21 protein-coding genes are annotated in these 19,752 nt (G+C 62.5%); 11 read left to right on the top strand and 10 right to left on the bottom strand.

What is annotated here, in order from left to right:
• Nucleotides 1-26: 26 nt before the first annotated feature.
• Together PWM43_RS04895 and PWM43_RS04890 are read left to right on the top strand one after the other, a co-directional pair.
• Nucleotides 27-1,304 carry a cation:proton antiporter gene (locus PWM43_RS04895; protein WP_289841447.1) on the top strand — a complete coding sequence of 426 codons (1,278 nt, stop codon included), beginning with the start codon at nucleotides 27-29 and terminating at the stop codon, nucleotides 1,302-1,304.
• A gap of 81 nt (nucleotides 1,305-1,385) precedes the next feature.
• Nucleotides 1,386-1,583 (top strand): hypothetical protein, encoded by a 198-nt coding sequence (locus tag PWM43_RS04890; protein WP_289841446.1) that lies wholly within the window; start codon nucleotides 1,386-1,388, stop codon nucleotides 1,581-1,583.
• Nucleotides 1,584-1,645: 62 nt separating this feature from the next.
• Here PWM43_RS04890 and PWM43_RS04885 read toward each other — a convergent pair whose 3' ends face one another.
• The 5 genes from PWM43_RS04885 to PWM43_RS04865 are packed head-to-tail and all read right to left on the bottom strand — an operon-like array spanning nucleotide 1,646 to nucleotide 7,865.
• A complete protein-coding gene (locus PWM43_RS04885; RefSeq protein ID WP_289841445.1) occupies nucleotides 1,646-2,092 on the bottom strand; it encodes a SufE family protein in 447 nt (148 codons plus the stop codon).
• Between the two features lie 8 nt (nucleotides 2,093-2,100).
• Nucleotides 2,101-3,411 (bottom strand): ATP-dependent protease ATPase subunit HslU, encoded by a 1,311-nt coding sequence (gene hslU, locus PWM43_RS04880; protein WP_289841735.1) that lies wholly within the window; start codon nucleotides 3,409-3,411, stop codon nucleotides 2,101-2,103.
• Nucleotides 3,411-3,989 carry an ATP-dependent protease subunit HslV gene (gene hslV / locus PWM43_RS04875; RefSeq protein WP_289841444.1) on the bottom strand — a complete coding sequence of 193 codons (579 nt, stop codon included), beginning with the start codon at nucleotides 3,987-3,989 and terminating at the stop codon, nucleotides 3,411-3,413. The genes hslU and hslV overlap by 1 nt, the downstream gene beginning before the upstream one ends.
• A 52-nt stretch (nucleotides 3,990-4,041) precedes the next feature.
• Nucleotides 4,042-5,982 carry a response regulator gene (locus PWM43_RS04870; protein ID WP_289841443.1) on the bottom strand — a complete coding sequence of 647 codons (1,941 nt, stop codon included), beginning with the start codon at nucleotides 5,980-5,982 and terminating at the stop codon, nucleotides 4,042-4,044.
• A complete protein-coding gene (locus PWM43_RS04865; RefSeq protein WP_289841442.1) occupies nucleotides 5,979-7,865 on the bottom strand; it encodes a response regulator in 1,887 nt (628 codons plus the stop codon). Before PWM43_RS04865 ends, PWM43_RS04870 begins: the two co-directional genes overlap by 4 nt.
• A gap of 216 nt (nucleotides 7,866-8,081) precedes the next feature.
• Between PWM43_RS04865 and PWM43_RS04860 the strand changes: the two genes are divergently transcribed.
• Nucleotides 8,082-8,489 (top strand): hypothetical protein, encoded by a 408-nt coding sequence (locus PWM43_RS04860; RefSeq protein WP_289841441.1) that lies wholly within the window; start codon nucleotides 8,082-8,084, stop codon nucleotides 8,487-8,489.
• On the opposite strand, the gene PWM43_RS04855 is transcribed toward PWM43_RS04860, so the two are convergent.
• Nucleotides 8,470-9,102, bottom strand: a complete 633-nt coding sequence (locus tag PWM43_RS04855; protein WP_289841440.1) for a zinc-ribbon domain-containing protein — start codon at nucleotides 9,100-9,102, stop codon at nucleotides 8,470-8,472. The two genes, PWM43_RS04860 and PWM43_RS04855, sit on opposite strands and share 20 nt — an antisense overlap.
• Nucleotides 9,103-9,258: 156 nt before the next feature.
• Between PWM43_RS04855 and PWM43_RS04850 the strand changes: the two genes are divergently transcribed.
• The 5 genes from PWM43_RS04850 to PWM43_RS04830 all read left to right on the top strand — a co-directional run bounded on the left by PWM43_RS04850 (nucleotide 9,259) and on the right by PWM43_RS04830 (nucleotide 13,458).
• Nucleotides 9,259-9,942, top strand: coding sequence for a cell division ATP-binding protein FtsE (locus PWM43_RS04850; RefSeq protein ID WP_394356030.1), 684 nt, complete (start codon nucleotides 9,259-9,261; stop codon nucleotides 9,940-9,942).
• Entirely contained in the window at nucleotides 9,939-10,880 is a 942-nt protein-coding gene (locus PWM43_RS04845; RefSeq protein ID WP_289841439.1) for a cell division protein FtsX, read from the top strand. The genes PWM43_RS04850 and PWM43_RS04845 overlap by 4 nt, the downstream gene beginning before the upstream one ends.
• Nucleotides 10,877-11,479 (top strand): YdcF family protein, encoded by a 603-nt coding sequence (locus PWM43_RS04840; RefSeq protein WP_289841438.1) that lies wholly within the window; start codon nucleotides 10,877-10,879, stop codon nucleotides 11,477-11,479. Before PWM43_RS04845 ends, PWM43_RS04840 begins: the two co-directional genes overlap by 4 nt.
• Nucleotides 11,480-11,555: 76 nt before the next feature.
• Nucleotides 11,556-12,296, top strand: a complete 741-nt coding sequence (locus tag PWM43_RS04835; protein ID WP_289841437.1) for a lysophospholipid acyltransferase family protein — start codon at nucleotides 11,556-11,558, stop codon at nucleotides 12,294-12,296.
• Nucleotides 12,297-12,402: 106 nt separating this feature from the next.
• On the top strand, nucleotides 12,403-13,458 hold the full coding sequence (locus PWM43_RS04830) for a DUF2125 domain-containing protein (protein ID WP_289841436.1): 1,056 nt from the start codon (nucleotides 12,403-12,405) through the stop codon (nucleotides 13,456-13,458).
• Here the strand turns inward: PWM43_RS04830 and PWM43_RS04825 are convergent.
• A complete protein-coding gene (locus tag PWM43_RS04825; protein ID WP_289841435.1) occupies nucleotides 13,451-14,110 on the bottom strand; it encodes an HAD family hydrolase in 660 nt (219 codons plus the stop codon). The two genes, PWM43_RS04830 and PWM43_RS04825, sit on opposite strands and share 8 nt — an antisense overlap.
• On the bottom strand, nucleotides 14,107-14,826 hold the full coding sequence (gene gloB / locus PWM43_RS04820; protein WP_289841434.1) for a hydroxyacylglutathione hydrolase: 720 nt from the start codon (nucleotides 14,824-14,826) through the stop codon (nucleotides 14,107-14,109). Before gloB ends, PWM43_RS04825 begins: the two co-directional genes overlap by 4 nt.
• 65 nt (nucleotides 14,827-14,891) lie before the next feature.
• Between gloB and PWM43_RS04815 the strand changes: the two genes are divergently transcribed.
• The 3 genes from PWM43_RS04815 (at nucleotide 14,892) to PWM43_RS04805 (ending at nucleotide 17,292) form a co-directional block, all read left to right on the top strand.
• On the top strand, nucleotides 14,892-15,665 hold the full coding sequence (locus PWM43_RS04815) for a class I SAM-dependent methyltransferase (protein WP_289841433.1): 774 nt from the start codon (nucleotides 14,892-14,894) through the stop codon (nucleotides 15,663-15,665).
• Nucleotides 15,666-15,732: 67 nt separating this feature from the next.
• Entirely contained in the window at nucleotides 15,733-16,410 is a 678-nt protein-coding gene (locus tag PWM43_RS04810; protein ID WP_289841432.1) for a phosphatidylserine decarboxylase, read from the top strand.
• A 15-nt stretch (nucleotides 16,411-16,425) separates the two neighbouring features.
• Nucleotides 16,426-17,292 carry a CDP-alcohol phosphatidyltransferase family protein gene (locus tag PWM43_RS04805; protein WP_289841431.1) on the top strand — a complete coding sequence of 289 codons (867 nt, stop codon included), beginning with the start codon at nucleotides 16,426-16,428 and terminating at the stop codon, nucleotides 17,290-17,292.
• Between the two features lie 19 nt (nucleotides 17,293-17,311).
• Here the strand turns inward: PWM43_RS04805 and PWM43_RS04800 are convergent, their stop codons facing one another.
• Nucleotides 17,312-18,328 carry an ATP-sensitive potassium channel protein gene (locus PWM43_RS04800; protein ID WP_289841430.1) on the bottom strand — a complete coding sequence of 339 codons (1,017 nt, stop codon included), beginning with the start codon at nucleotides 18,326-18,328 and terminating at the stop codon, nucleotides 17,312-17,314.
• Nucleotides 18,329-18,409: 81 nt separating this feature from the next.
• Complete coding sequence (gene gltX, locus PWM43_RS04795; RefSeq protein WP_289841429.1) at nucleotides 18,410-19,747, bottom strand: glutamate--tRNA ligase; 1,338 nt, start codon at nucleotides 19,745-19,747, stop codon at nucleotides 18,410-18,412.
• Nucleotides 19,748-19,752 lie beyond the last annotated feature (5 nt).

The following is a 19,752-nucleotide window of genomic DNA, read 5'->3' as shown; positions in this document are numbered from 1 at the left end:
CCATAAACACCGTATGATCCGGAGATATGGATACCATCAGCCTGATTGCCCTGCTCCTCGTGCTGTCGGCACTGTTCAGCATTGCCAACAAACGCATCCTGCGCCTGCCCAATACGATCGGTGTTCTGGTCTTCTCGCTTCTGACCTCGCTCGCCATCATGATGGCCAATCCGCTCGTCCCCGCTCATGACCTGCGCGCCTTGCCCCGCTCGATTCTCGGCGCGATCAACCTGCCGCAATCGTTCCTGAACGGCGCTCTGTGCCTGCTGCTTTTCGCGGGCGCCATGCAGGTCGATCTCGCCCATCTGCGATCGCGACTGGCGGCGGTCACAGCGCTCTCCATCCTGGGCACGGTTCTTGCCGTCGCATTGCTGGCGATCTCCGCCTGGCTGATTTTTCCATGGCTGGGCACGTCCGTGGCGTTCAGCTGGTGCATCGTCCTCGGCGCCATTCTCGCCCCAACCGATCCCGTATCCGTCGTCGGCATGCTGGCCCGACTGGGTCTGCCGAAGCCGCTTCAGGCGATCTTTGCCGGAGAAAGCCTCTTCAACGACGGCGTAGCCGTGGTGATTTTCGGCGTGACGATCGGGTTCGCGACAGGCCATGAAAGCGTAACGGTCGCAGAAGTCGCCACGGATTTCGTACGTGAAGCCATCGGCGGCGCTCTGCTCGGCATGCTGGCCGGAGGCGCGGGTCTGGCCCTCCTGCGTCTGACACGGGATTCACATATCGATCTGCTGGTTTCTCTGGCACTCGCCACCGGAACATTCAGCGTCGCAAACATGCTGGGCATGTCCGGAGCCATCGCGGTCGTCGTTGCCGGGATGAGTCTGGGCACTCACCATGCCCACGCCATTCTCGACCGCCCGTCCCGCGATGAACTGGATATCGCGTGGTCGCTGATCGACGAAATCCTGAACGTGATGCTGTTTCTTCTGATCGGGTTCGAACTGCTGGAAATCGACGCGAAAGCCTTTTCGCTGCTCGCCACCCTCGCGATCATACCGCTTTCCATCATGGTGCGCGGGCTGAGCGTCTTTCTGGCGATGCTGCCAGTGTATCTTCGGGACTGGAGCCGCAAAAGACGTATGTTGACCGTTCTCACCTGGGGCGGCCTCCGTGGAGGGATTTCGGTCTCGCTGGCGCTCGGCTTGCCGCCCGGAGAGATGCGCGATCTGCTTCTTCCGATATGTTACGGCGTCGTCGTCTTCACCATTCTGGTTCAGGGTCTCACCATGGAGCGCGTCGCGGCCCGCCTCTACCCCCCGGAACAGAATCACAATACGGACCAAGAACGACCATGATTTTTCCCCGTTCGTCCGCTATTTTACACTCAACCGCGATCCGACCACAGCGCGGCCCGCTCCGAAAAGAAAGACCTTTCCATGATCCGCAAGTTCGCCGTCGCCACATTGTCGCTCATGCTGCTGGGTGCGCCGCTGGCCCATGCCAAGCCTCCGTGCCACGACGCCAAGGGCAAGTTCACGAAATGTGAAACCCCGACGAAGCCCAAGCCCTGCCGCGACGCAAAGGGCAAGTTCGTGAAATGCGACGCGTCGACGACACCGGCCACGCCGAAATAAGACTTCCGAAAAAGACCGTAAGCTGACCGGAGTTCCAACCGGTCAGCTTACACGACACGTCGTCAGACGCGGGCGGTCGCGGCACGCGCCATGATCGCCCGCGCCATGGCTTCGACACCATTGCCGCGATTGGTGGAGAGCGCCTTGACCAATCCGAGTTCATGCAGGAAGACCGGATCGGTCTGCATGATTTCTTCCGGCGACCGGCCGGAATACACCCGTAAAAGCAGGGCCACGAGACCCAAGACGATGGCGGCGTCCGAGGCCCCGGCGAAATAGAGCTTCCCCCCCTCTTCCCGAGCCTCGAGCCAGACCTGGCTCTGGCAGCCCGGCACACGATGGGCGTCGTTCTGCCATTCCAGCGCAAATTCCGGCAGCTTCCGTCCAAGTTCGATGATGTACTGGTATCGGTCCATCCAGTCGTCGAACATCGCAAGTTCCGCGCCGATTTCCTCGACCGCTTCCCGCGCCGTGGCTTCCTGCGGCCGGACGAATGCTCCCCCCGTCACAGCCCCCATCACAGAATGAACCGGCTGAGATCGCCCTTGCGCGCCAGGGGCTCGACCCTGTCATGCACATCGGCTTCCGTGATGGAGACCTTGTCGCCATCGCGGTCGGGCGCGCTGAAGGACACATCTTCCAGCAGACGTTCAAGGACGGTCGCAAGACGTCGCGCACCGATATTCTCGACACGCTCGTTGATATCGGCGGCCAGTGCCGCGATCGAATCTACGGCGCCATCCGTAAAGTCGAGCGTGACGCCCTCGGTGGCCAGAAGAGCCACATATTGCTTGAGCAACGAATGTTCCGGCTCCAGCAGGATACACCGCAGATCGTCGCGGTTCAGGCCCTTGAGCTCCACGCGGATCGGCAGACGTCCCTGTAGTTCCGGCAGGAGATCGGAAGGTTTCGCCAGATGGAACGCACCCGACGCGATGAAGAGGATATGATCCGTTTTCACCGGCCCGTATTTGGTCGTGACCGTCGTGCCTTCGATCAGGGGCAGAAGATCACGCTGCACGCCCTCGCGCGAGACGTCCCCGCTGCGCGTCCCGCCTTCCGACGAACGCGCGCAGACCTTGTCGATCTCGTCGATGAAAACGATGCCGTTATTTTCCGCGTGTCGCACAGCCTCGCGCGTCAGGGCCTCCGCATCGAGCATCTTGTCGGCCTCTTCCCGCGCGAGAAGATCACGCGCCGCTCCGACCGTCACTTTGCGGCGCTGCGGCATGCGGTTCATCATGCCCTTCATCATATCGTTGAAGTTGATGACCGTGCCCGGCGTCATGTTCGACATATCCGGCGCGGCGGAACCATCGCCCGAAAGCTGAAGCTCGACTTCCTTGTCTTCAAGCTCCCCGTTGCGCAGCATCTGGCGGAATTTCACCTTGGTGTCCGCCGATGCTTTTTCGCCCACAAGCGCATCGATCAGACGCCCTTCGGCTGCCTGTTCCGCCTTGGCCTGCACGTCCTTGCGGCGCGTCTCCCGCAGCATGCCGATCGATACCTCGATCAGATCGCGTATGATGGACTCCACATCGCGCCCGACATAGCCGACTTCGGTGAACTTCGTGGCTTCCACCTTGAGAAACGGTGACTGCGCCAGCTTCGCAAGACGACGGGCGATTTCGGTCTTGCCGCAGCCGGTCGGGCCGATCATCAGAATGTTTTTCGGCACCACCTCGTCGCGCATGGCCTCGGAAAGCTGCGACCGGCGCCAGCGATTGCGCATGGCGATCGCGACCGCCCTCTTGGCGTCGTTCTGACCAATGATGAAGCGGTCCAGTTCGGAGACGATCTCGCGGGGCGAAAAATTGGGAACATCCATCATGCCGTCTCCTTGCCCAGCGTCTCGACCCGGACGGAATGGTTCGTATAGACGCAGATGTCACCGGCGATTTTCATGGCGCGGCGCGCAATATCCTCAGCCGTAAGCCCTTCGATGTCGATCAGCGCCCGCGCGGCGGACAGGGCATAATTCCCGCCCGAGCCAATGGCGATAATGCCATCCTCGGGCTCCAGAACGTCCCCGTTCCCTGTCAGGGTGAAGGAGCGCGTGGCATCGGCGACCGCCATCATCGCTTCGAGACGCCGCAGGTAGCGATCGGTCCGCCAGTCCTTTGCGAGATCGACGCAGGCCCGTTCGAGCTGATCGGGATAGCGCTCGAGCTTGGCCTCCAGACGCTCCAGAAGGGTGAAGGCATCGGCTGTGGCGCCTGCGAAACCGGCGAGAATGGAGTTCCCAGGGCCGATACGCCTGACCTTGCGGGCATTGCCCTTGATGACGGTCTGGCCAAGCGTCACCTGGCCATCCCCCGCCATCGCGACCTCCCCGTCCCGACGGACGCAGAGGATGGTGGTGCCGTGCCACCCGACGGGATCGTGTGAGTAGGATGTATCTTGCATAGCTAAGAAAGATAGGACGTCACCCGGTCATGGCAAGAGCCCCTGGCCCGTCTCAGGCGGCGTGAACGTTTGACGGCAGCGCACCCGCGACGGCGTTGCGCAGGGTCTGTGGCGTAAAAGGCTTGCCTAGCACGAACGCGCCCTCCGGCAGGCTGCCCGGATCGGCGTAGCCACTGACGTAGAGGATGGGCAGATCCGGCGCGATCCTTTCCAGCGCCTCACCGCATTCGCGACCGCTCATGCCGGGCATCATGAGGTCGAGCACGACGAGATCGAAACGCGCCCCGTCGGCGAGAAGCTGAAGCGCGACGGAACCGTCCGACGCGCAGGTCACCTCATGGCCATCGTGCCGCAGGAACTGCTCCGTCACGAGGCGAACGGAATCCTCGTCGTCGACCACCAGGATGCGACGCGGCTTCAAAGCACGCGCGACCGCTGCCGTACGCCCCTGCTCGAGAACTTCCTGCTTCTGGCATTCCGGCAGCCAGAGAGACATTCTGGTGCCTTCTCCCGCCGCGCTCTGGACGCGCACATCGCCGTTACAGCGCCGCAGAAAACCATAGATGGTCGAAAGCCCCAGCCCGGTCCCGCTCCCGATTCCCTTGGTCGTGAAAAAGGGTTCGAAGATGCGGGCCATCGTCTCCTGCGACATACCGCAACCTTCATCGGCAACCGTCACCACCACATGCGCCGGTCCATCCGTCGTCGCTGGCACGACCTGCGTCTCGATGGTCACGCAACCGCCGTCAGGCATGGCGTCGCGGGCGTTGATGCACAGATTGAGAAGCGCCATCTCCAGCTGTCCCGGATCGCTGTAGACCAGGGGCAGCGACCGATCCGACGGCACCGCTGCCATATTGAGCGTGCATCGCCCGATAGGCCGCCCGTCCTCCGCCGTGCGGCGGCTCAGGCTCTGCACGAGCAGGTCATGCATGCCGTGAATCAACGGGCCGAGCGCAACCGGCTGAAGAGACGCCGATTTCGGGCGGCCAAATTCCAGAAGCCTGCGCGTCAGAACCGTTCCGCGACGCGCCGACTCGCTGGCATTTTCCAAAAGCCGCATGGCCATCTCGTCCTGAGGCGGCGCCATGTCGGCCAGCAGTTCGAGAGAGCCCAGAATGGCGGCCAGAAGATTGTTGAAATCATGCGCGATGCCGCCCGCGAGCGTGCCCAGCGCGCGCATCTTGTCGTCCTGCCGGAGCTGGGCCTCCATCGCCATGCGCTCCGTCACGTCACGATCGACGGAAACCTGCCAGCGCTCATCAACCGGCACGACGTCCCCGTTTGGACGGCGCGGCCACGGCAGGGCGCTGCGCGTGAACTCATGCCAACGCTGGGTCCCGTTCTGCGAATAGACGGACAGATGCTCGTCATGTCCGGCTTCACGGGTCCTGGCGCGCATCATTTCCACTTCGGAGGGTTCCAGCCGCGGATAAAGATCCGCCTCGTACACGTCCTCCTCGTCGGACACGACGCGCCCTCCCCCGACATTGTGCCGGATGGTGCGCCCTTGCGCGTCGGTAAAAACCAGGCCGACTGGCAGTGTTTCCATCAACCCGTGCAGCAGGGCACGCTCGGTGCGCAGCGCGCGTTCCAGGCGGCAATGCCCGGCCACTTCGCGGACCATCGCCCGCAATCCATCCGACTCCCAGGGTTTGTGCGCATAGAACCGTATGCGGCCCTGATTGAGAGCCGATACCACGGCCGCCAGATCCGCATAGCCCGTCAGCAGAATGCCGTTGGCGTCGGAGATGTCACGCGCCTGATGAAGAAACTGGTCTCCCGTCATGCCGGGCATCCGCTGGTCGGAAACGATGACGGCGACGTCCGGCGCTTTCCGCAGGAGTTCCAGCGCCTCTTCAGGATCGGTTGAGGCCAGAATATCGAATTCGTCTTCAAGCAGATCCGTCAGGGCCACCAGAATCTCCGCCTCGTCATCGACGAGAAGGATTCGACTGCGCCTGGCGGACGCGGGGCTCACGGTCTCTGTCATGCCTTGCGTCCGATCGTGACTGGTCCGGCTGCGCTCATACGCACAGGGATCGAAATTGTGAAGCGCGCGCCTTCGCGTCGACCGCCCTGAAGATTGGCCTCGCGTATGTCAATGCTGCCCCCGTGCGCTTCAATGACACCATAAGCGATCGCCAGACCAAGTCCCGTGCCCATCCCGACAGGCTTCGTTGTGAAGAAAGGCTCGAAGATGCGGGTCCGGATATCGGGTGGCACACCTGGGCCGTCATCCGCAACACTGATCACGTATCGCAGGCCTTCTTCGAGCGTCAGCATGGCCGTTTCGACGACGATGCGCCCGATCGGGCTCTTTTCGTCCTCGAAGTCCCTGGGTACAGATCCCCTCAGCGCATCGGCGGCGTTGCTTACGATATTCATGACGACCTGATGAACAAGCGCCGGCTGGCATACGAGCATGGAGGGCGCCTGAAGATTGCGCTCAACAATGATGTCCTGTCCCAGCTTGTGCGCCAGCAGCACGAGCGCCGTATCGATCGCTTCGACGATATCGACATCCTGGAACGCGCTCTCGTCCAGCCTCGAAAATCGCCTGAGGCTCAGGACGAGGTTCTGGATGCGCTGAAGGCCCAGCCGCATCGAACTGATCCGGGCGCTGCATTTCTCGATCAACTGTTTCTCGCGATCGGGTCGTTCCTCGGCGCAGGTCAGCGTTTCAAGCTCTCCCAGCGCCCGCGCCACCGTCTCTTCGTGCGCCAGCGTAAAGGCGAGGGGATTGTTGATTTCGTGGGCGATGCCCGCGACCAGCTCACCGAGAGACGCCATTTTGGCCGTCTGGACCAGCTTGGCCTGCGTCTCGATCAGCCGCGCATTGGCTTCGCCCAGCTCCGCATTGGCGTGAGCGAGCGCTTCGGCCATGGTGGCCTTGGCGGCGATCGCGCGCGCCTCGCTCTGCGCGGTCTGAAGGGCCACCTCGCGGAGCTGCTGCTTGATTTCCTGCCGACGCAACTCGTCCTGCGCGAGTTTGCGCCGCACCATCACGCGGATACGCAGCGCCAGCACATCCGGCGCCACGTCGCTCGGCACGAGGTCGTCAATGCCGGCCTCGAAAAGATCCGCGGCGGAGTGAAGGCGAAACCGCGTCGCGTCGATCACGCCCAGGATACGAAACGGTGATCCGCCCGCATCGAGGACGGCCTGTCGCCGGGCCTCAAGCCTGCGGCAAAAGCTCACACCGTCCATGCCGGGCGACGTCAGGTCTATCACCAGACAATCGGGCGCTTCGTCACCGCGAAGCCATCCACCCATGACGAGTTCGCCCGATCCCGCCACCGTCGTAACCGTATGCCCATCCTGCCAGAGCAGTTCGCCGAGAGATACGCCCTGCGCATCCCGCACCCAGATCGGCTCCCCGGAACACGTCTCGTCTTCCTCGTCATCACCCTCCGAAGGCCCTGTCACAATCACGATCCGGGCGCGGCGGAAGGGTCCGGCCTCCTCGGAGGAGAGGATATCCGATCCCTCACGGAGCAGCGCCCGTATCCGAAGCGCCAGAAGGTCGGGATGGGCGGACTTGGAAATGTACGCATCCGCGCCGCTCTCAAGCCCTTCGCGCTCCAGTCCCGGTGCGACATCCTCCGTCAGCATCAGCACGGGCGTGGCGCGCGTGCTGGCGTTCATCCGGAACTGGCGGGCCATCTGGCCACCGGTCATGCCCGGCAGGTGATAATCCGAAACGACCAGATGGGGCAGCGTCTGTTCGAGGCTGGCAAGCGCCTCTTCACCACTGCCGACGCGTTGAACCTCGAAGCCGTTTTCGACGAGAAGTGTGGTCAGGATACTGGCCTGCGCATCCGAATCCTCAACCAACAGGACCCGGGGGCGCTCACCTTCGTCGATCATCGGCATCCGGCTCTCTTCCCGCCCGCACACATGGCCGTCCTTCCTTCAGAAGATCGACCTTGCCAACCCAAACTCTACAATGTTCCCTAACATTGCATTTGATGGCTTCGGCGGCTACCTCAAGAACACGAGACCGTCCCGTGCGGAACCGATCCTGAATTTCTGCGGACCAACGCTCCGGCCGCGCTCACTGGCCCTCTGGGTGACTTGGAACAGTTAAAGATGGAAACCCCTTCACGCCCCGGCTCGGAACGTCTGCTCAGCTCAAGCCAGGATCGGATTTCCCCGAACCGGGACTGGGCGTTCGCACGAACGGCCTTGTGGGCGGCCTGCTATTTCGCCTTCTATTTCGTCCAGCAGATCGCCGAACTTCTAGCGCCGCTGCTGCTCGTGATCGGAATCGGATGGGGCGCCCTGCCGCATGTGATGCAGGCCGTGACCGTTGGCGCCGCGGGTGCCGATCCGCAGGCTCGCGATGTCATGGCACATGTGGCGAGCGCAATTCCGACGCAGATGACCATAGCCGGCCATCTGCTCTCGCCCTCCTCGCTGATTTTCGACGGTTTCATGCTGATGGCGCTTGCAGCCGCAGGCGCCACGCTCGCAGCCGTCAGTGCGCGAAATATGTGAACAGGTGAGCGCTCGGCGGCCAGGCCGTCACGATCCAGCCATGTTCCAGCCAGACAAGTCCCCCCAGGGCCGCGAGCCCGACGACGGACGCTCCCCATGCGAACGACCAGAATGCCCTGGATCCCAGGGGGCGCACAGTCTGCACGGGAGCGGGCGAAGCCTCGCGCCTCTGCTCGTCGGCGAGACGGGCATCTCTTTCAGCCACCGCGTTGTTCAACGCCGCCCGCGCCATGGCCGCGGCCACGGCATCTTCACCGATCGCTGACTCTTCCCCTACCGTCGCGGGCGCAGGCGCTTCCGGGTCGTGCATTTCACGCAGCGCATCTTCCGGAACAACATGCGACTCATCGACAGGAGCAGGAGGAAGATCGGGGGCTGCGGCTCCGGCATCTTCAGCAGATGCGGGAATCAGGGACTCGTCATCATGAAAATGATCCTGATCCGCGCTGGTATCGTCTTCCTCTGCCGGCGCGACGCCGTCATCCGGACGGTCTTCAGGAACATGACACTGCCAGGACTCACCACAATGGGCGCATTTAAGAACCCTCGGAACCTGGAGCATGGCTTCCGGCACTTCGTAAGCTGCGCCGCACTTCGGACAAACAATCCGCATCCGATCCTTCCTGACTGTTCTCCAGACTGACTGTCCGACATAACGATGCGGAATCTTCCTGCCGTGACCCGTTTGGATCTACGCCGCCGCTCTTAATTTTTCATGAACCAGACGGCAATAATAGCCTGATTGTTCTTCTTTTTCCGGAGAGTCGCCTTGATTCACCTACAAAACGTCCATGCGCGTTACCCAACCGCACATCGGGGTCTGGCAGGCGCTCTCAATAGCATTTCATTCACCGTCGCCAAAGGGGAGTTTCGCTGGCTGACAGGTGCGTCCGGCGCGGGAAAATCCACCCTCCTCGCGGTGCTGGGCCTCTCGCTGCGCCCCACTTCCGGCCAGATGGATATTCTCGGCGTGGAACCCGCCAGAGCGAAACGCAGCCAACTCACCCGGCTGCGTCGCCGTATCGGGACGATCCATCAGGATTACCGCCTCCTCGAGCAACTCACTGCACTGGAAAATGTCGCGCTTCCGCTCCGCCTCGCTGGTACCGATCCACGACTCATCGCGCGAGAAAGTTGTGACATACTGGCCTGGCTGGGACTTGCAGGCCGTGAAAACGCCTATCCCGATCAGCTTTCCGGCGGCGAGTGCCAGCGCGTCGCCATCGCGCGCGCGCTGGTGGTGCGACCCGATATCCTGCTGGCGGACGAACCGACGAATGCCCTTGAAGAGACCGAAAGCCGCCGTCTTCTCGGGCTTTTCCAGGAGATCTGCGGCCACGGCACGACGGTGATCGTGGCCACGCATAATGAAACTCTGCTCAGGGACTTCCCGGCCCCCTCCATAGAAATCGCGCAGGGGCGCGTCGCTGGCGGAACCGCGCCCCTGCCATGAAAACGTCCCCGCGCATTCGTGCATCGGCCGACGGCTTGAACCGCCACGGCGGCGATCGTGGGCTCATGGCCGTGATCGCCGCCATGGCAGCGCTCGCCACCCTGGCGCTCGGCGGCTGGAGCGGCGCCACGGCGCTTCAGGATCACTGGCGAAACGCTCTCACGCGCACCATTTTCGTCGAACTGTCGACGACGGATCCGGACACATCCGCACCGGACGAAGCGACACATCAGAACGCTGACAAACTCATCGAGAAACTCAATGGATCGCCTGTCATCCACACCGTAAAACGCCTCTCTCGAAGCGAACTGGACGCGCTCCTCGCGCCCTGGCTTGGTGGCGGGGCCTCCGGCACCCTTTCCCTGCCGACCGTTCTGACCGTCATTCCCGACAGAGACGCGTCGATGGATCAGGTCCTTCATACCCTTCGGGACGCGGCCCCGGATGCCGCGATCGAGCCAAGTGCCTCCTGGGGTAGCCGACTGGGACTTCTCGCCACCAGTCTGCGGATTTCAGCCGTCGGCGTGATGGGGCTGGCACTTTGCGCCACGGCGGGCGTTGTGATGCTGTCAGTCCGGATGGTGCTTTTGTCCCGAAGAAAAACCGTGGAAATTCTTCATGCGCTCGGCGCGAGCGACGGCATGATCGCCGGACGCATCGCACGCCAGACCGCGCTGATGACAGGTCTCGGAGGTTTATGCGGCGCCCTCGCCGTCTGGCCGGCCCTGACGGTGCTGGCCCGGATCATGGCCCCCTTCGGCGACGTCCGACTGAGCGGGATCGCATGGCCCGCCGATGCTGGTGCATGGATGCAGGCGGCGCTCGGCTTTCCCGTCCCCTTTCTCGAACTGGCGGCGTCCGTCCCGTTCGTCATGGCGTTCGTCGGCTGGATCGTATCGGAATTCAGCGTTCGCCTGTGGCTGAGGCGGCTGCCATGAAACATCCTTTCCACGCGGTCCTCGCCTTCGTACTTGTGCCCGTCCTTCTCATAACGGCTGGTTTTCTCTGGTTTTCGGCCGATGCGCTGCGTGCGCCGCGTCAGCCGCCGCATTGTGATGGGATCGTCGCCCTGACTGGCGGTCCGAACCGCATCGACACCTCCCTGACCCTGCTGCGCGAAGGCTACGGACAGCGACTTCTCATCTCGGGCGTGGATCGACACGCGACACTGGCCCAGGTTCTCAGCGAAGCACGCGTGTCGGTTCCATCCGTCATGACAAGCCGGATCACTCTCGGACGGCGGGCCGTCACGACGATCGGCAACGGAATCGAAACGGCTGAATGGGCCCGTTCTCAAGGCATTCGCAGCGTCGTCGTGGTGACGGCGGGCTATCATATCCGCCGGGCCATGATGGAAATTCACAGGGCCGCCCCCGAACTGGTCCTGGAACCTTATCCAGTCCGTTCCCCGGCGCCGGAGCATATTCTGACCCGCCACGGAGCCATTCTCATGATGCGCGAATACGGCAAATGGCTGGGCTCGCTGCTCGGCGTGACGCGCCGTGCACCGCTGGCACCGCTGGCACCGGGATCGTGAAGCACGCTCCCTTGCCTGCGCAGCCGTTTTCTGGTGTGCAGACGGCGATATCCGGTCAGGAGAAATCCAGGGCATCATGACAACGATCCGAGCCTTCCTGTTTTCCGTCTATCTCGTGGTTCTCACGCTCGTCATGGGGATAGGGACCATTCCCATCCGCCTGACGGGACGTCGACACGCCGCGCTCCGCTATGCGAAACTTTGGTCGCGCCTGGTCCTGGCCGGGCTGACGCGCATCTGCGACATTCGGATCGAAGTCACGGGACAGGAACATCTGCTGCATGGACCGGCTCTCATAGCCTGCCAGCATCAGTCGTTTTTCGACGGGTTCATATGGATGAACCTCGTCCCGCGACCGGCCTATATCATCAAGGCGGAGCTGACGCGTCTTCCGATCGTCGGCCCGATGCTTCTGCTCGCCGGCATGATTCCGGTCGAACGCCATGCCGGCGCGCGCGCGTTGCGTGGTCTCATGGACGCTACGCAATCCGCCTTTTCCGACGAGCGCCAGATCATCATCTTTCCTGAAGGAACACGTGGTCTTCCCGGCGAAAAACAGCCGTTGCAGCCGGGCATCGTTGCTCTCGCCAAACAGAGCACGGCACCCGTCATTCCGGTCGCCACGGATTCCGGCCGGTGCTGGCCGCGACGCGGCCTCATGAAGTATCCGGGCACGATCCACGTCACCATCGGCACGCCCCTGGCGACCGCCAATGGCCGGGGCGCCCTGATCGCCGCCATCACGACCGCATGGGACGAACTGAACGCGCGTCCGCAGGCTTCCTCATCGGAAAGCCGTACAGCGGATGTCCTGTAGACCCGCTAGCGGAAAACGACGGCGTGACTGATTTTTACGGTCTTTCCCTCCCAGCGACAGGCTCAGCTATCTGCCTCTCCGGGCGAGCCTGTTCCGTTGCGATGAAATGACCCTGCGTCCTACGAGAAAAACATATCTTCTGCTCGGCGCCCTCTTCCTCGGAGCGATTGCCGTCGGGGCTACATTCTGGGGTGCGATGAGCTATGTGCTCGACAGACGCCTCGACAGTCTGCGTCAGAACCTTGCCCGGAACGGCGTGTCATTCTCATTCAGCGCGCGTCATCCGTCCGGAGGAATCGGGCGTGTCAGCGTCGTTTTCAGTGACCCGCGTCTGAGCGTGCCGAAGTCGGGCCTCGCGATGGGCGGTCCTTCCCTCGTGGTCGATTTCTCGATTTTCCATCCGCACGGCATCATCCTTCACCTGAACGGCACCTATCGCCTCATCGTCATGGATCGTGACGACGCGACACGGGTTTTTCTCGCGGCGACCACTCAGGACGGATATGTCGTGGTTCCGGAAACGAGCGCACAGATCCCGACCCGCACAATGGCATTCAGCGCGCCTTTCGTGACCATCGACGCCACCGCTCCGCAACCGATCCATGTGACGGCGTCTCGAATCCACGCAAGGGTCACTGTTACGCCCCGCGCACCGGCGGACGCGACACGTCTGGCCGTCGATCTTTCATCAGAAGCCGCCATCGTCACCTGGCCCGGCGACAGCGCGTGGAAAGCGTTCGCACCCGGCTGGCCACCACAGAACGTCCATCTGGCGATCGCAGCCCTTTCTTCAGGGAAGGCCGACTGGGACGAGCCCCACGGCTATGAGCGCCTGCTGGTGCAGGACGTCGCGGGACGGCTGGGGGCATTGACGGTCCGTGGCGCCGGCTCCGTCACGTTGCCGGATCGCTCAGGCAGCATCACGCTGCATTTTGAAGGATTACGCCAAACGGCCCGGGCCTATACGGAGCTGCCGACTGTCCGGCAGGCTCTCACGCAGGCCGCGGCTCTGCATGATGTCCTGGACGATGGGCTGTCGCATCTGGATCGCATTCCCGACCAGACGGATGCCGCCATTCAAATTCGCGACGGCATTCCTCAATGGCCGGTTGATCTTCTTCGGAAGATCGTTTCGCAGGGGTCGGAACAGAAGCTTAACTGAAGGACCGCTTCTGCCATTCAGGCGTCCGCGTCAGAACCGGGCGAACGTCGATGGCTTCCATATCCGCGCGTTTCGCGGCTTCCATGCCTTCGTCGCTATCCTCGAAAACCAGGCAGGCCCGGGGCGCGACGCCAAGCTTCTTCGCCGCCAGAAGGAAGAGATCCGGCTCGGGCTTGCCGTGTGGAACATCCTCCACCGTGACGATCTGATCGAACAGCCCTTCGATCCCGATCGATCGCAGGGTGGCTTCAACGATCTTTCTCTGCCCCGCCGATGCGACGGCGATCGGCACCGAACCGTAAAGACGCCGGGCGATCGCCGCGACAGGGTCCACAGGCGCGACATCATCGATCATGTCCACGTAGAGCTGCTCAGCGCGATGAGCGATCGCGGCGTCATCGAACTTCACATGAAAATCCGCACGGATCGCATCGAAGATCATGGCGCGGGAATAGCCGGTGCGTTCTCCATACCAGTCGGCGGGTAGAGCGATATCCTGTTCTGAAAGGGCGTTCCGAAACGCCCGGTAGTGAATACACGCCGTATCCGCCAGCGTGCCGTCGCAATCGAAAATCACCGCCTCGAAGGCGCGATCCGACAGTTCGAACGCGCTCCAGGCGCGATCTTCGAGATTATTCGCCGTATCGTTCATCGGAAACTGTCCTTTTCCTTGCGAAGGGCCGCGAATGTCCGGACGTCGGCTGCGCGCAGAAAGGGATTTGTGGCTCGCTCGGTCCCGAGCGTCACGGGAATTGTGGCCTCGCCCCCATCCCGCAGATGTTCCACTTCGTGCAGACGCTTTTGCAGCGCGACGTTATCCGGATCGACATGCACCGCGAATTTCGCATTCGACAGCGTATATTCATGTCCGCAGCACACAAGTGTATCATCGGACAGATCGTCAAACCGATGCAGACTCGCATAGAGCTGTTCAGCGCTACCCTCAAGCAGACGGCCGCACCCCATCGAGAACAGCGTATCACCACAGAAAAGCGCCGGGACGGAGGGGAAGACATAGCTCACATGGCCATCCGCGTGACCCGGCGTCGCAATCACATGCGCTCTCTCCGCGCCCACCATGACCGCATCGCCGTCCGATACGCCCTCATCGAGAACCGGAAGCCGTCTGCGCTCGGACGCGGCCCCGATCACTCTGGCGCCGTAGCGTCGGCGAAGCGCATCCGCTCCCCCGACGTGATCGGCGTGATGGTGGGTCAACAGGATCAGATCCAGCGCGCCATCGCCAATGACGGCCTCGATCGGCGCGGCTTCTCCCGGATCGACGACGGCCGTGACACCGCGCTCGGTGTCATGCAGCAACCATGCGTAATTGTCTGACAGTACGGGAATCCGCCTTATGTCGAGCATCCTTTTCTCTCCTTTTGCGGCGCCACCTGCTTACGCAAACCGCCGTCGTGCTCTAGCTTCCTCTCATGCTGACGCGTCGTAAACCATCCCTGCCTCCCGACGCCGCCGCATTCTACGCGACACGCCGGGGCGCCCTGACAGCGGACCTCCTCGCGGACCAGGCCCTTCCTCTTTTTCCCAATCCCATGGGACGACGCGTCCTGGGCCTCGGCTTCGCGGCGCCCATCCTCGAGCGATGGCCCCAGGTGGAAAACGCGCGATGGGCCGGGACGGCGCGATTCGACACGCAGATAACGCGTGCACCCGCAATCGGAAGCGATGGGCCATGGCGAAGACGTGACTGCGTGACCGGCTCGAACGCCCTGCCTTTCGACGACCTCAGTCTCGATATCGTCGTGATGATGCACGGACTCGAACTCTCCAGCCAGACCGCGCTCCTGAGGGCCACGTGGAAAGCGATGACGGATGACGGGCATCTCGTGCTCATCGTACCCAATCGTTCCGGGATCTGGGCCCATCGCGACTCCACGCCGTTCGGCTACGGATCTCCTTTTTCGTCCAGCCAGCTCGATACGCTGCTCGCACGCGGCCTGTTTCGCACGGAATACGCGACGGGCGCGCTGTGGCTGCCGCCGCCCGCCCTGCGGCTCAGCCGGAGCGCGGCGCGGACGATGGACCGCGTCGCGGGGCTTTGCGGCCGGATCGTCGCCGGGCGCGCACTGGCTGGCGTCCATGTCGTCATCGCGCGCAAGAACCTCTATGCGGGGCTGCCTCCGCTTCAGGCGGAAGCACGCGCGGCGCCCATCCCGCGACAGGTCGTGGAAACGAGCCCATCGTGATTGGGAGGATCATCGGAGTAACGTCGTCTCGCTTGACCGGATCGCGGGCTGTCGTAAGACTGCGCGCATGTCGCTGATCCAGTCCTTCCGAACCGTTCTTGCCCCGCCGAACCGCGCCGGGCTTCCTTTCCTCGCGATCTCCGGGGGAATTGCGCTGCTTGGTCGCGTGACGCCCTGGCGTCTGACACGGCTGGTCGGCAATGTCGGCGCGGCCGGTTTCGCTTTCTGCCTCTATTTTTTCCGTGATCCGGAGCGCGTGACGCCGGAGCGCAGCGATATCGCCGTCGCACCCGCCGACGGACATGTCACCTCCGTCGAACTCGTCTCTCCTCCCGCCGCCCTGAACATGGGCAGCGAACCTGTGTGGCGCGTCGCCACGTTCCTGTCCGTGCTCGACGTGCACATCAATCGCATGCCCGCGGCGGGCCGCGTCTCGGCGATCGCCTACCATCCCGGCCAGTTCGTCAATGCGAGCCTCGACAAGGCATCGGAACTCAACGAACGCAACGAAATCGCCCTCACGCTTGCCGACGGGCGGCAAATGGCGATCGTCCAGATTGCCGGGCTGATCGCGCGCCGCATCGTCTGCCAAGTCGAGGAAGGGCAAGAGGTGACGGCTGGCCAGCGTTTCGGCCTGATCCGCTTCGGATCGCGGACGGATCTCTATCTGCCGCACGGCGTTACGCCGCTGGTGACGGCGGGGCAGACCATGATTGGCGGCGAAACCGTCATCGCGCATCTCTGAGGTCGCGGAACCGCCGTGTCCGAAAGCCCAGTGCCTCCCGCGCCGGCCGCCACCGGCCGCAGGATTCGACGTCGCCTGAGAAGGATCGGTCGCCCCCATCGCAGACGCGTCAGGGGGCCGTCCTTCAATCGTCTCATACCCAATATCCTGACCATGCTCGGTCTCTGCTCGGGACTGAGCGGCATGCGCTTCGCTCTCGAGCATCATTTCGGCGAGGCCGCCGCGGCCCTCCTGCTCTCCGCCTGTATCGACGGTCTGGATGGTCGCATCGCGCGCATGCTTCACGGCACCTCGCGATTTGGTGCGGAATTCGACTCTCTGTCGGATTTCGTGTGCTTCGGCGTGGCGCCTTCGTTTCTGCTTTATCTCTGGTCGCTCGACCATTCGGGCCGCTACGCCTTCATACCGTGCATCATGTTCACGGTCTGCATGGCGCTGCGCCTGGCGCGCTTCAACGCGAGCCTCGACGATACCGAGAAGCCCGAATATTCGCACAGCTTCTTCACGGGCGTTCCCGCGCCCGCAGGAGCCGGTGTCGCGATGTTCCCTGTCTTTCTGGGACTGGAAGCCGACAAGATGGGCTGGGAGAATGTCAGCCTGTTCGCGCGTCACCCGCTCACGGCCATCATCTGTCTCGTGACGACCGCCGGCCTGCTCGTCTCGACGCTTCCAGTCTGGTCGTTCAAGAACTTCAAGATCCCCTCTCCGTTCGTCCTGCCCATCATGCTGGGCGCCGGCGCCTATGCCGCGATCATGATCGCCGATCCCTGGGGGGCGCTTGCGGTCGCGGGTCTGGTCTATATCGGCATGCTGCCCTTCAGCCGACGCAGCTTTCACAAGCTGAAACGCGAAGCCGACGCCCTATCGGAACCGGTCGAGTAAGGCTGGGCGGGCAGCGCATTCAGCCCGCCTGTCCGTCCTCGTCTTTCCAGAGAACCTCTTCCTCGGTGTCGTGGAAGCGACGGAAATCCACCGAGAGTTTTCCACCCTCCCGAACATCGACGATATCCACGAAACGATGCCCATGATCGACATGCTCGAAGCGATAGGATGCGCGCGCCAGCATGCTCTGTCCTGTGGCTTCGTCGATGCCGGTTACGGTGACCATGACTTCGGCCTCATCATCGGAGGGCAAACCCGGCTCATGCTCTGAGAGGGGGCTGCTGGCGTCAATGACGTGGCCAAGCACGAAAGCAAAACGCAACAGCGGAATGTGGCTCTGCTGAAGCTGCATGGGCTCGAAGCGCCGGACGGGATGGCCGTTTTCGCCCATCACGAGCCGGGAAAGTGAAAGCTCGACATCCACCGAAAGAAGGGCGCTCCGTCGGCAGTTCGCAATTCGGATACACAGCGCTGGCGTGCCGTGCTCGCAGCTGATGACGGCTTTGCTCGAAAACAGCACGCGCGCTCTTGGACGGGCAAAACGCGCGAATACGGCCCCGGTGACGAGGGCGTTCACCATGATGCCCATATAAACTTCGATCAGGCAGATGGTATTCGCGGCACCACCCACGGGCGCCATGACACCATAACCGACGGTCGAAAAAGTCTGCACGCTGAAAAAAAAGAGATCATTGATATGACCGGGTCTGGCGCCTGTGACATGGGCGCCCAGACCCAGATAGAGCAGAGCGAAGAAAAGGTTGATTCCGATATAGATGACAACGGACCATACCAGGAATACAGCCCAGCCCATCGTCAAAAGATGATGGTATATATCCGTCCAGATACTATCAGCCAGGCCAATTCTCTGGACTTTTTCGGCCTCTTTTTCCTGAAGAATATGCGCCTTGAAACGCTTCTCAGCGTCCACGGCGCGTTTTTTCAGGAGTGTTGCCCGTCTGGCTTCACTCAGATCTTCAGTAATCTGTCGTCGCCCGAAGCGGCGCAACCGGAAGCGGTTTTTCTGTTCGTCCATAAGGCCACTCTCTCGACACGCACATTGTTTCGCCAGGGCGATGCGTCGCCTTAGCGTTTCGTCAGTGCGGCGAAGACCTGGTCAGGCGGAACGGGCCGCTTCTTCCAGTCGGCGCTTGACGCGATCATGTCCCATCAGACGACACAAGGCATGAAGTTCCGGGCCGGCTTCCTCACCCGTGAGGGCAAGGCGTAGCGGCCGGAACATCGCCTTTCCCGAGCGACCGGACAGTTCGCGAAGGGCTCCCGTCCAGGCTTTCCACGTTTCCGCTTCCCAGGGTCCAGGCGGCAGAACGGTGACAGCCTGTTCGAGAAACACCATATCGTCCGGCAACTCCGGCGGTACGATGTCACCCGCAACGACGTGCCACCAATGCGCGATCTCGCAGGTCAGGTCGATATTCCCGCGAATGACATTCCAGAAATCTTCCGTCGCATGGGCGGGAAGCCTGTCACGCATCTCATCAAAACTGCGTTCATGTAGCATACGGCGGTTGAGACCGAGGAGCTGCCGCATGTCGAAACGCGCCGCCGAACGCGACATGCGCGTGAGATCGAAGGTCTCCGCCGCCTGCTGAACGGTCATCGGCACCGGATCATCGGAACTTCCGATCCGAGCGAGATAGGAGACGACGGCGTCAGCCTCGACGCCATCGCTGCGCAGCGCCCGCAGGGCCAGCGCATCGAGGCGCTTGGACAGCTTGCGCCCTTCGTCATCCAGAAGCAGCGGCAGATGCGCGAATTTGAAGCGTGACGGAAGAACGCCCAGCGCCTCGATGATATCGAGCTGGACGCCGGTATTGGTCACGTGATCTTCGCCGCGCACGATATGCGTCACGCCGAGCGCGATGTCGTCCACGACGGAAGCCAGCGTGTAGAGAATCGTGCCATCCGCGCGCAGCAGGACCGGATCGGAAATGGAGGGCAGCTTGACCGTGCACTCTCCCATCACGAGATCATGCCAACGCCGCGTCGTATCGCTGAGCTTGAACCGCCAGTAGGGAACCTTGCCATTGGCTTCGGCCCGTTCGCGCTGCTCGGCCGTCATCTTCAGCATGGCCCGATCGTAAACGGGCGCCTTGCCCGCCCGCAGACGCATTTCCCGCTTGGCGGTCAGTTCAAGCTCGCTCTCGAAACACGGATAAAGCCGACCGGAGGCCTTCAGGGCCTCAATCGCGGCCTCATAGTGCTCCATGCGCTCGGACTGATGAATCTTCTCGTCCCAGTCCAGCCCGAGCCAGCGCAGATCCGTCTCGATGGCGGATTCGTATTCCGCGCGTGAACGCTCGCGATCGGTATCGTCGATACGCAGGAGGAATTTTCCGCCGTGCCGGCGCGCGAAGAGGGCGTTGGCAACGGCCAGACGGGCATTGCCAACATGCAGGTATCCGGTCGGACTCGGAGCGAAGCGCAGTTTCATGGCGT

This window comes from Brytella acorum (assembly GCF_029309905.1).
Lineage (GTDB): Bacteria > Pseudomonadota > Alphaproteobacteria > Acetobacterales > Acetobacteraceae > Brytella > Brytella acorum.
The sequence above is the reverse complement of the archived record's forward strand: the minus strand, read 5'-3'. Positions and strand labels throughout refer to the sequence as shown.

Coding starts and splice junctions, on each gene's coding strand:
- PWM43_RS04895 (WP_289841447.1), top strand. CDS start 27: ATGGATACCATCAGCCTGATTGCCCTGCTCCTCGTGCTGTCGGCACTG.
- PWM43_RS04890 (WP_289841446.1), top strand. CDS start 1,386: ATGATCCGCAAGTTCGCCGTCGCCACATTGTCGCTCATGCTGCTGGGT.
- hslU (WP_289841735.1), bottom strand. CDS start 3,411: ATGGATGTTCCCAATTTTTCGCCCCGCGAGATCGTCTCCGAACTGGAC.
- hslV (WP_289841444.1), bottom strand. CDS start 3,989: ATGCAAGATACATCCTACTCACACGATCCCGTCGGGTGGCACGGCACC.
- PWM43_RS04870 (WP_289841443.1), bottom strand. CDS start 5,982: ATGACAGAGACCGTGAGCCCCGCGTCCGCCAGGCGCAGTCGAATCCTT.
- PWM43_RS04865 (WP_289841442.1), bottom strand. CDS start 7,865: ATGCCGATGATCGACGAAGGTGAGCGCCCCCGGGTCCTGTTGGTTGAG.
- PWM43_RS04860 (WP_289841441.1), top strand. CDS start 8,082: ATGGAAACCCCTTCACGCCCCGGCTCGGAACGTCTGCTCAGCTCAAGC.
- PWM43_RS04855 (WP_289841440.1), bottom strand. CDS start 9,102: ATGCGGATTGTTTGTCCGAAGTGCGGCGCAGCTTACGAAGTGCCGGAA.
- PWM43_RS04845 (WP_289841439.1), top strand. CDS start 9,939: ATGAAAACGTCCCCGCGCATTCGTGCATCGGCCGACGGCTTGAACCGC.
- PWM43_RS04840 (WP_289841438.1), top strand. CDS start 10,877: ATGAAACATCCTTTCCACGCGGTCCTCGCCTTCGTACTTGTGCCCGTC.
- PWM43_RS04835 (WP_289841437.1), top strand. CDS start 11,556: ATGACAACGATCCGAGCCTTCCTGTTTTCCGTCTATCTCGTGGTTCTC.
- PWM43_RS04830 (WP_289841436.1), top strand. CDS start 12,403: ATGACCCTGCGTCCTACGAGAAAAACATATCTTCTGCTCGGCGCCCTC.
- PWM43_RS04825 (WP_289841435.1), bottom strand. CDS start 14,110: ATGAACGATACGGCGAATAATCTCGAAGATCGCGCCTGGAGCGCGTTC.
- gloB (WP_289841434.1), bottom strand. CDS start 14,826: ATGCTCGACATAAGGCGGATTCCCGTACTGTCAGACAATTACGCATGG.
- PWM43_RS04815 (WP_289841433.1), top strand. CDS start 14,892: ATGCTGACGCGTCGTAAACCATCCCTGCCTCCCGACGCCGCCGCATTC.
- PWM43_RS04810 (WP_289841432.1), top strand. CDS start 15,733: ATGTCGCTGATCCAGTCCTTCCGAACCGTTCTTGCCCCGCCGAACCGC.
- PWM43_RS04800 (WP_289841430.1), bottom strand. CDS start 18,328: ATGGACGAACAGAAAAACCGCTTCCGGTTGCGCCGCTTCGGGCGACGA.
- gltX (WP_289841429.1), bottom strand. CDS start 19,747: ATGAAACTGCGCTTCGCTCCGAGTCCGACCGGATACCTGCATGTTGGC.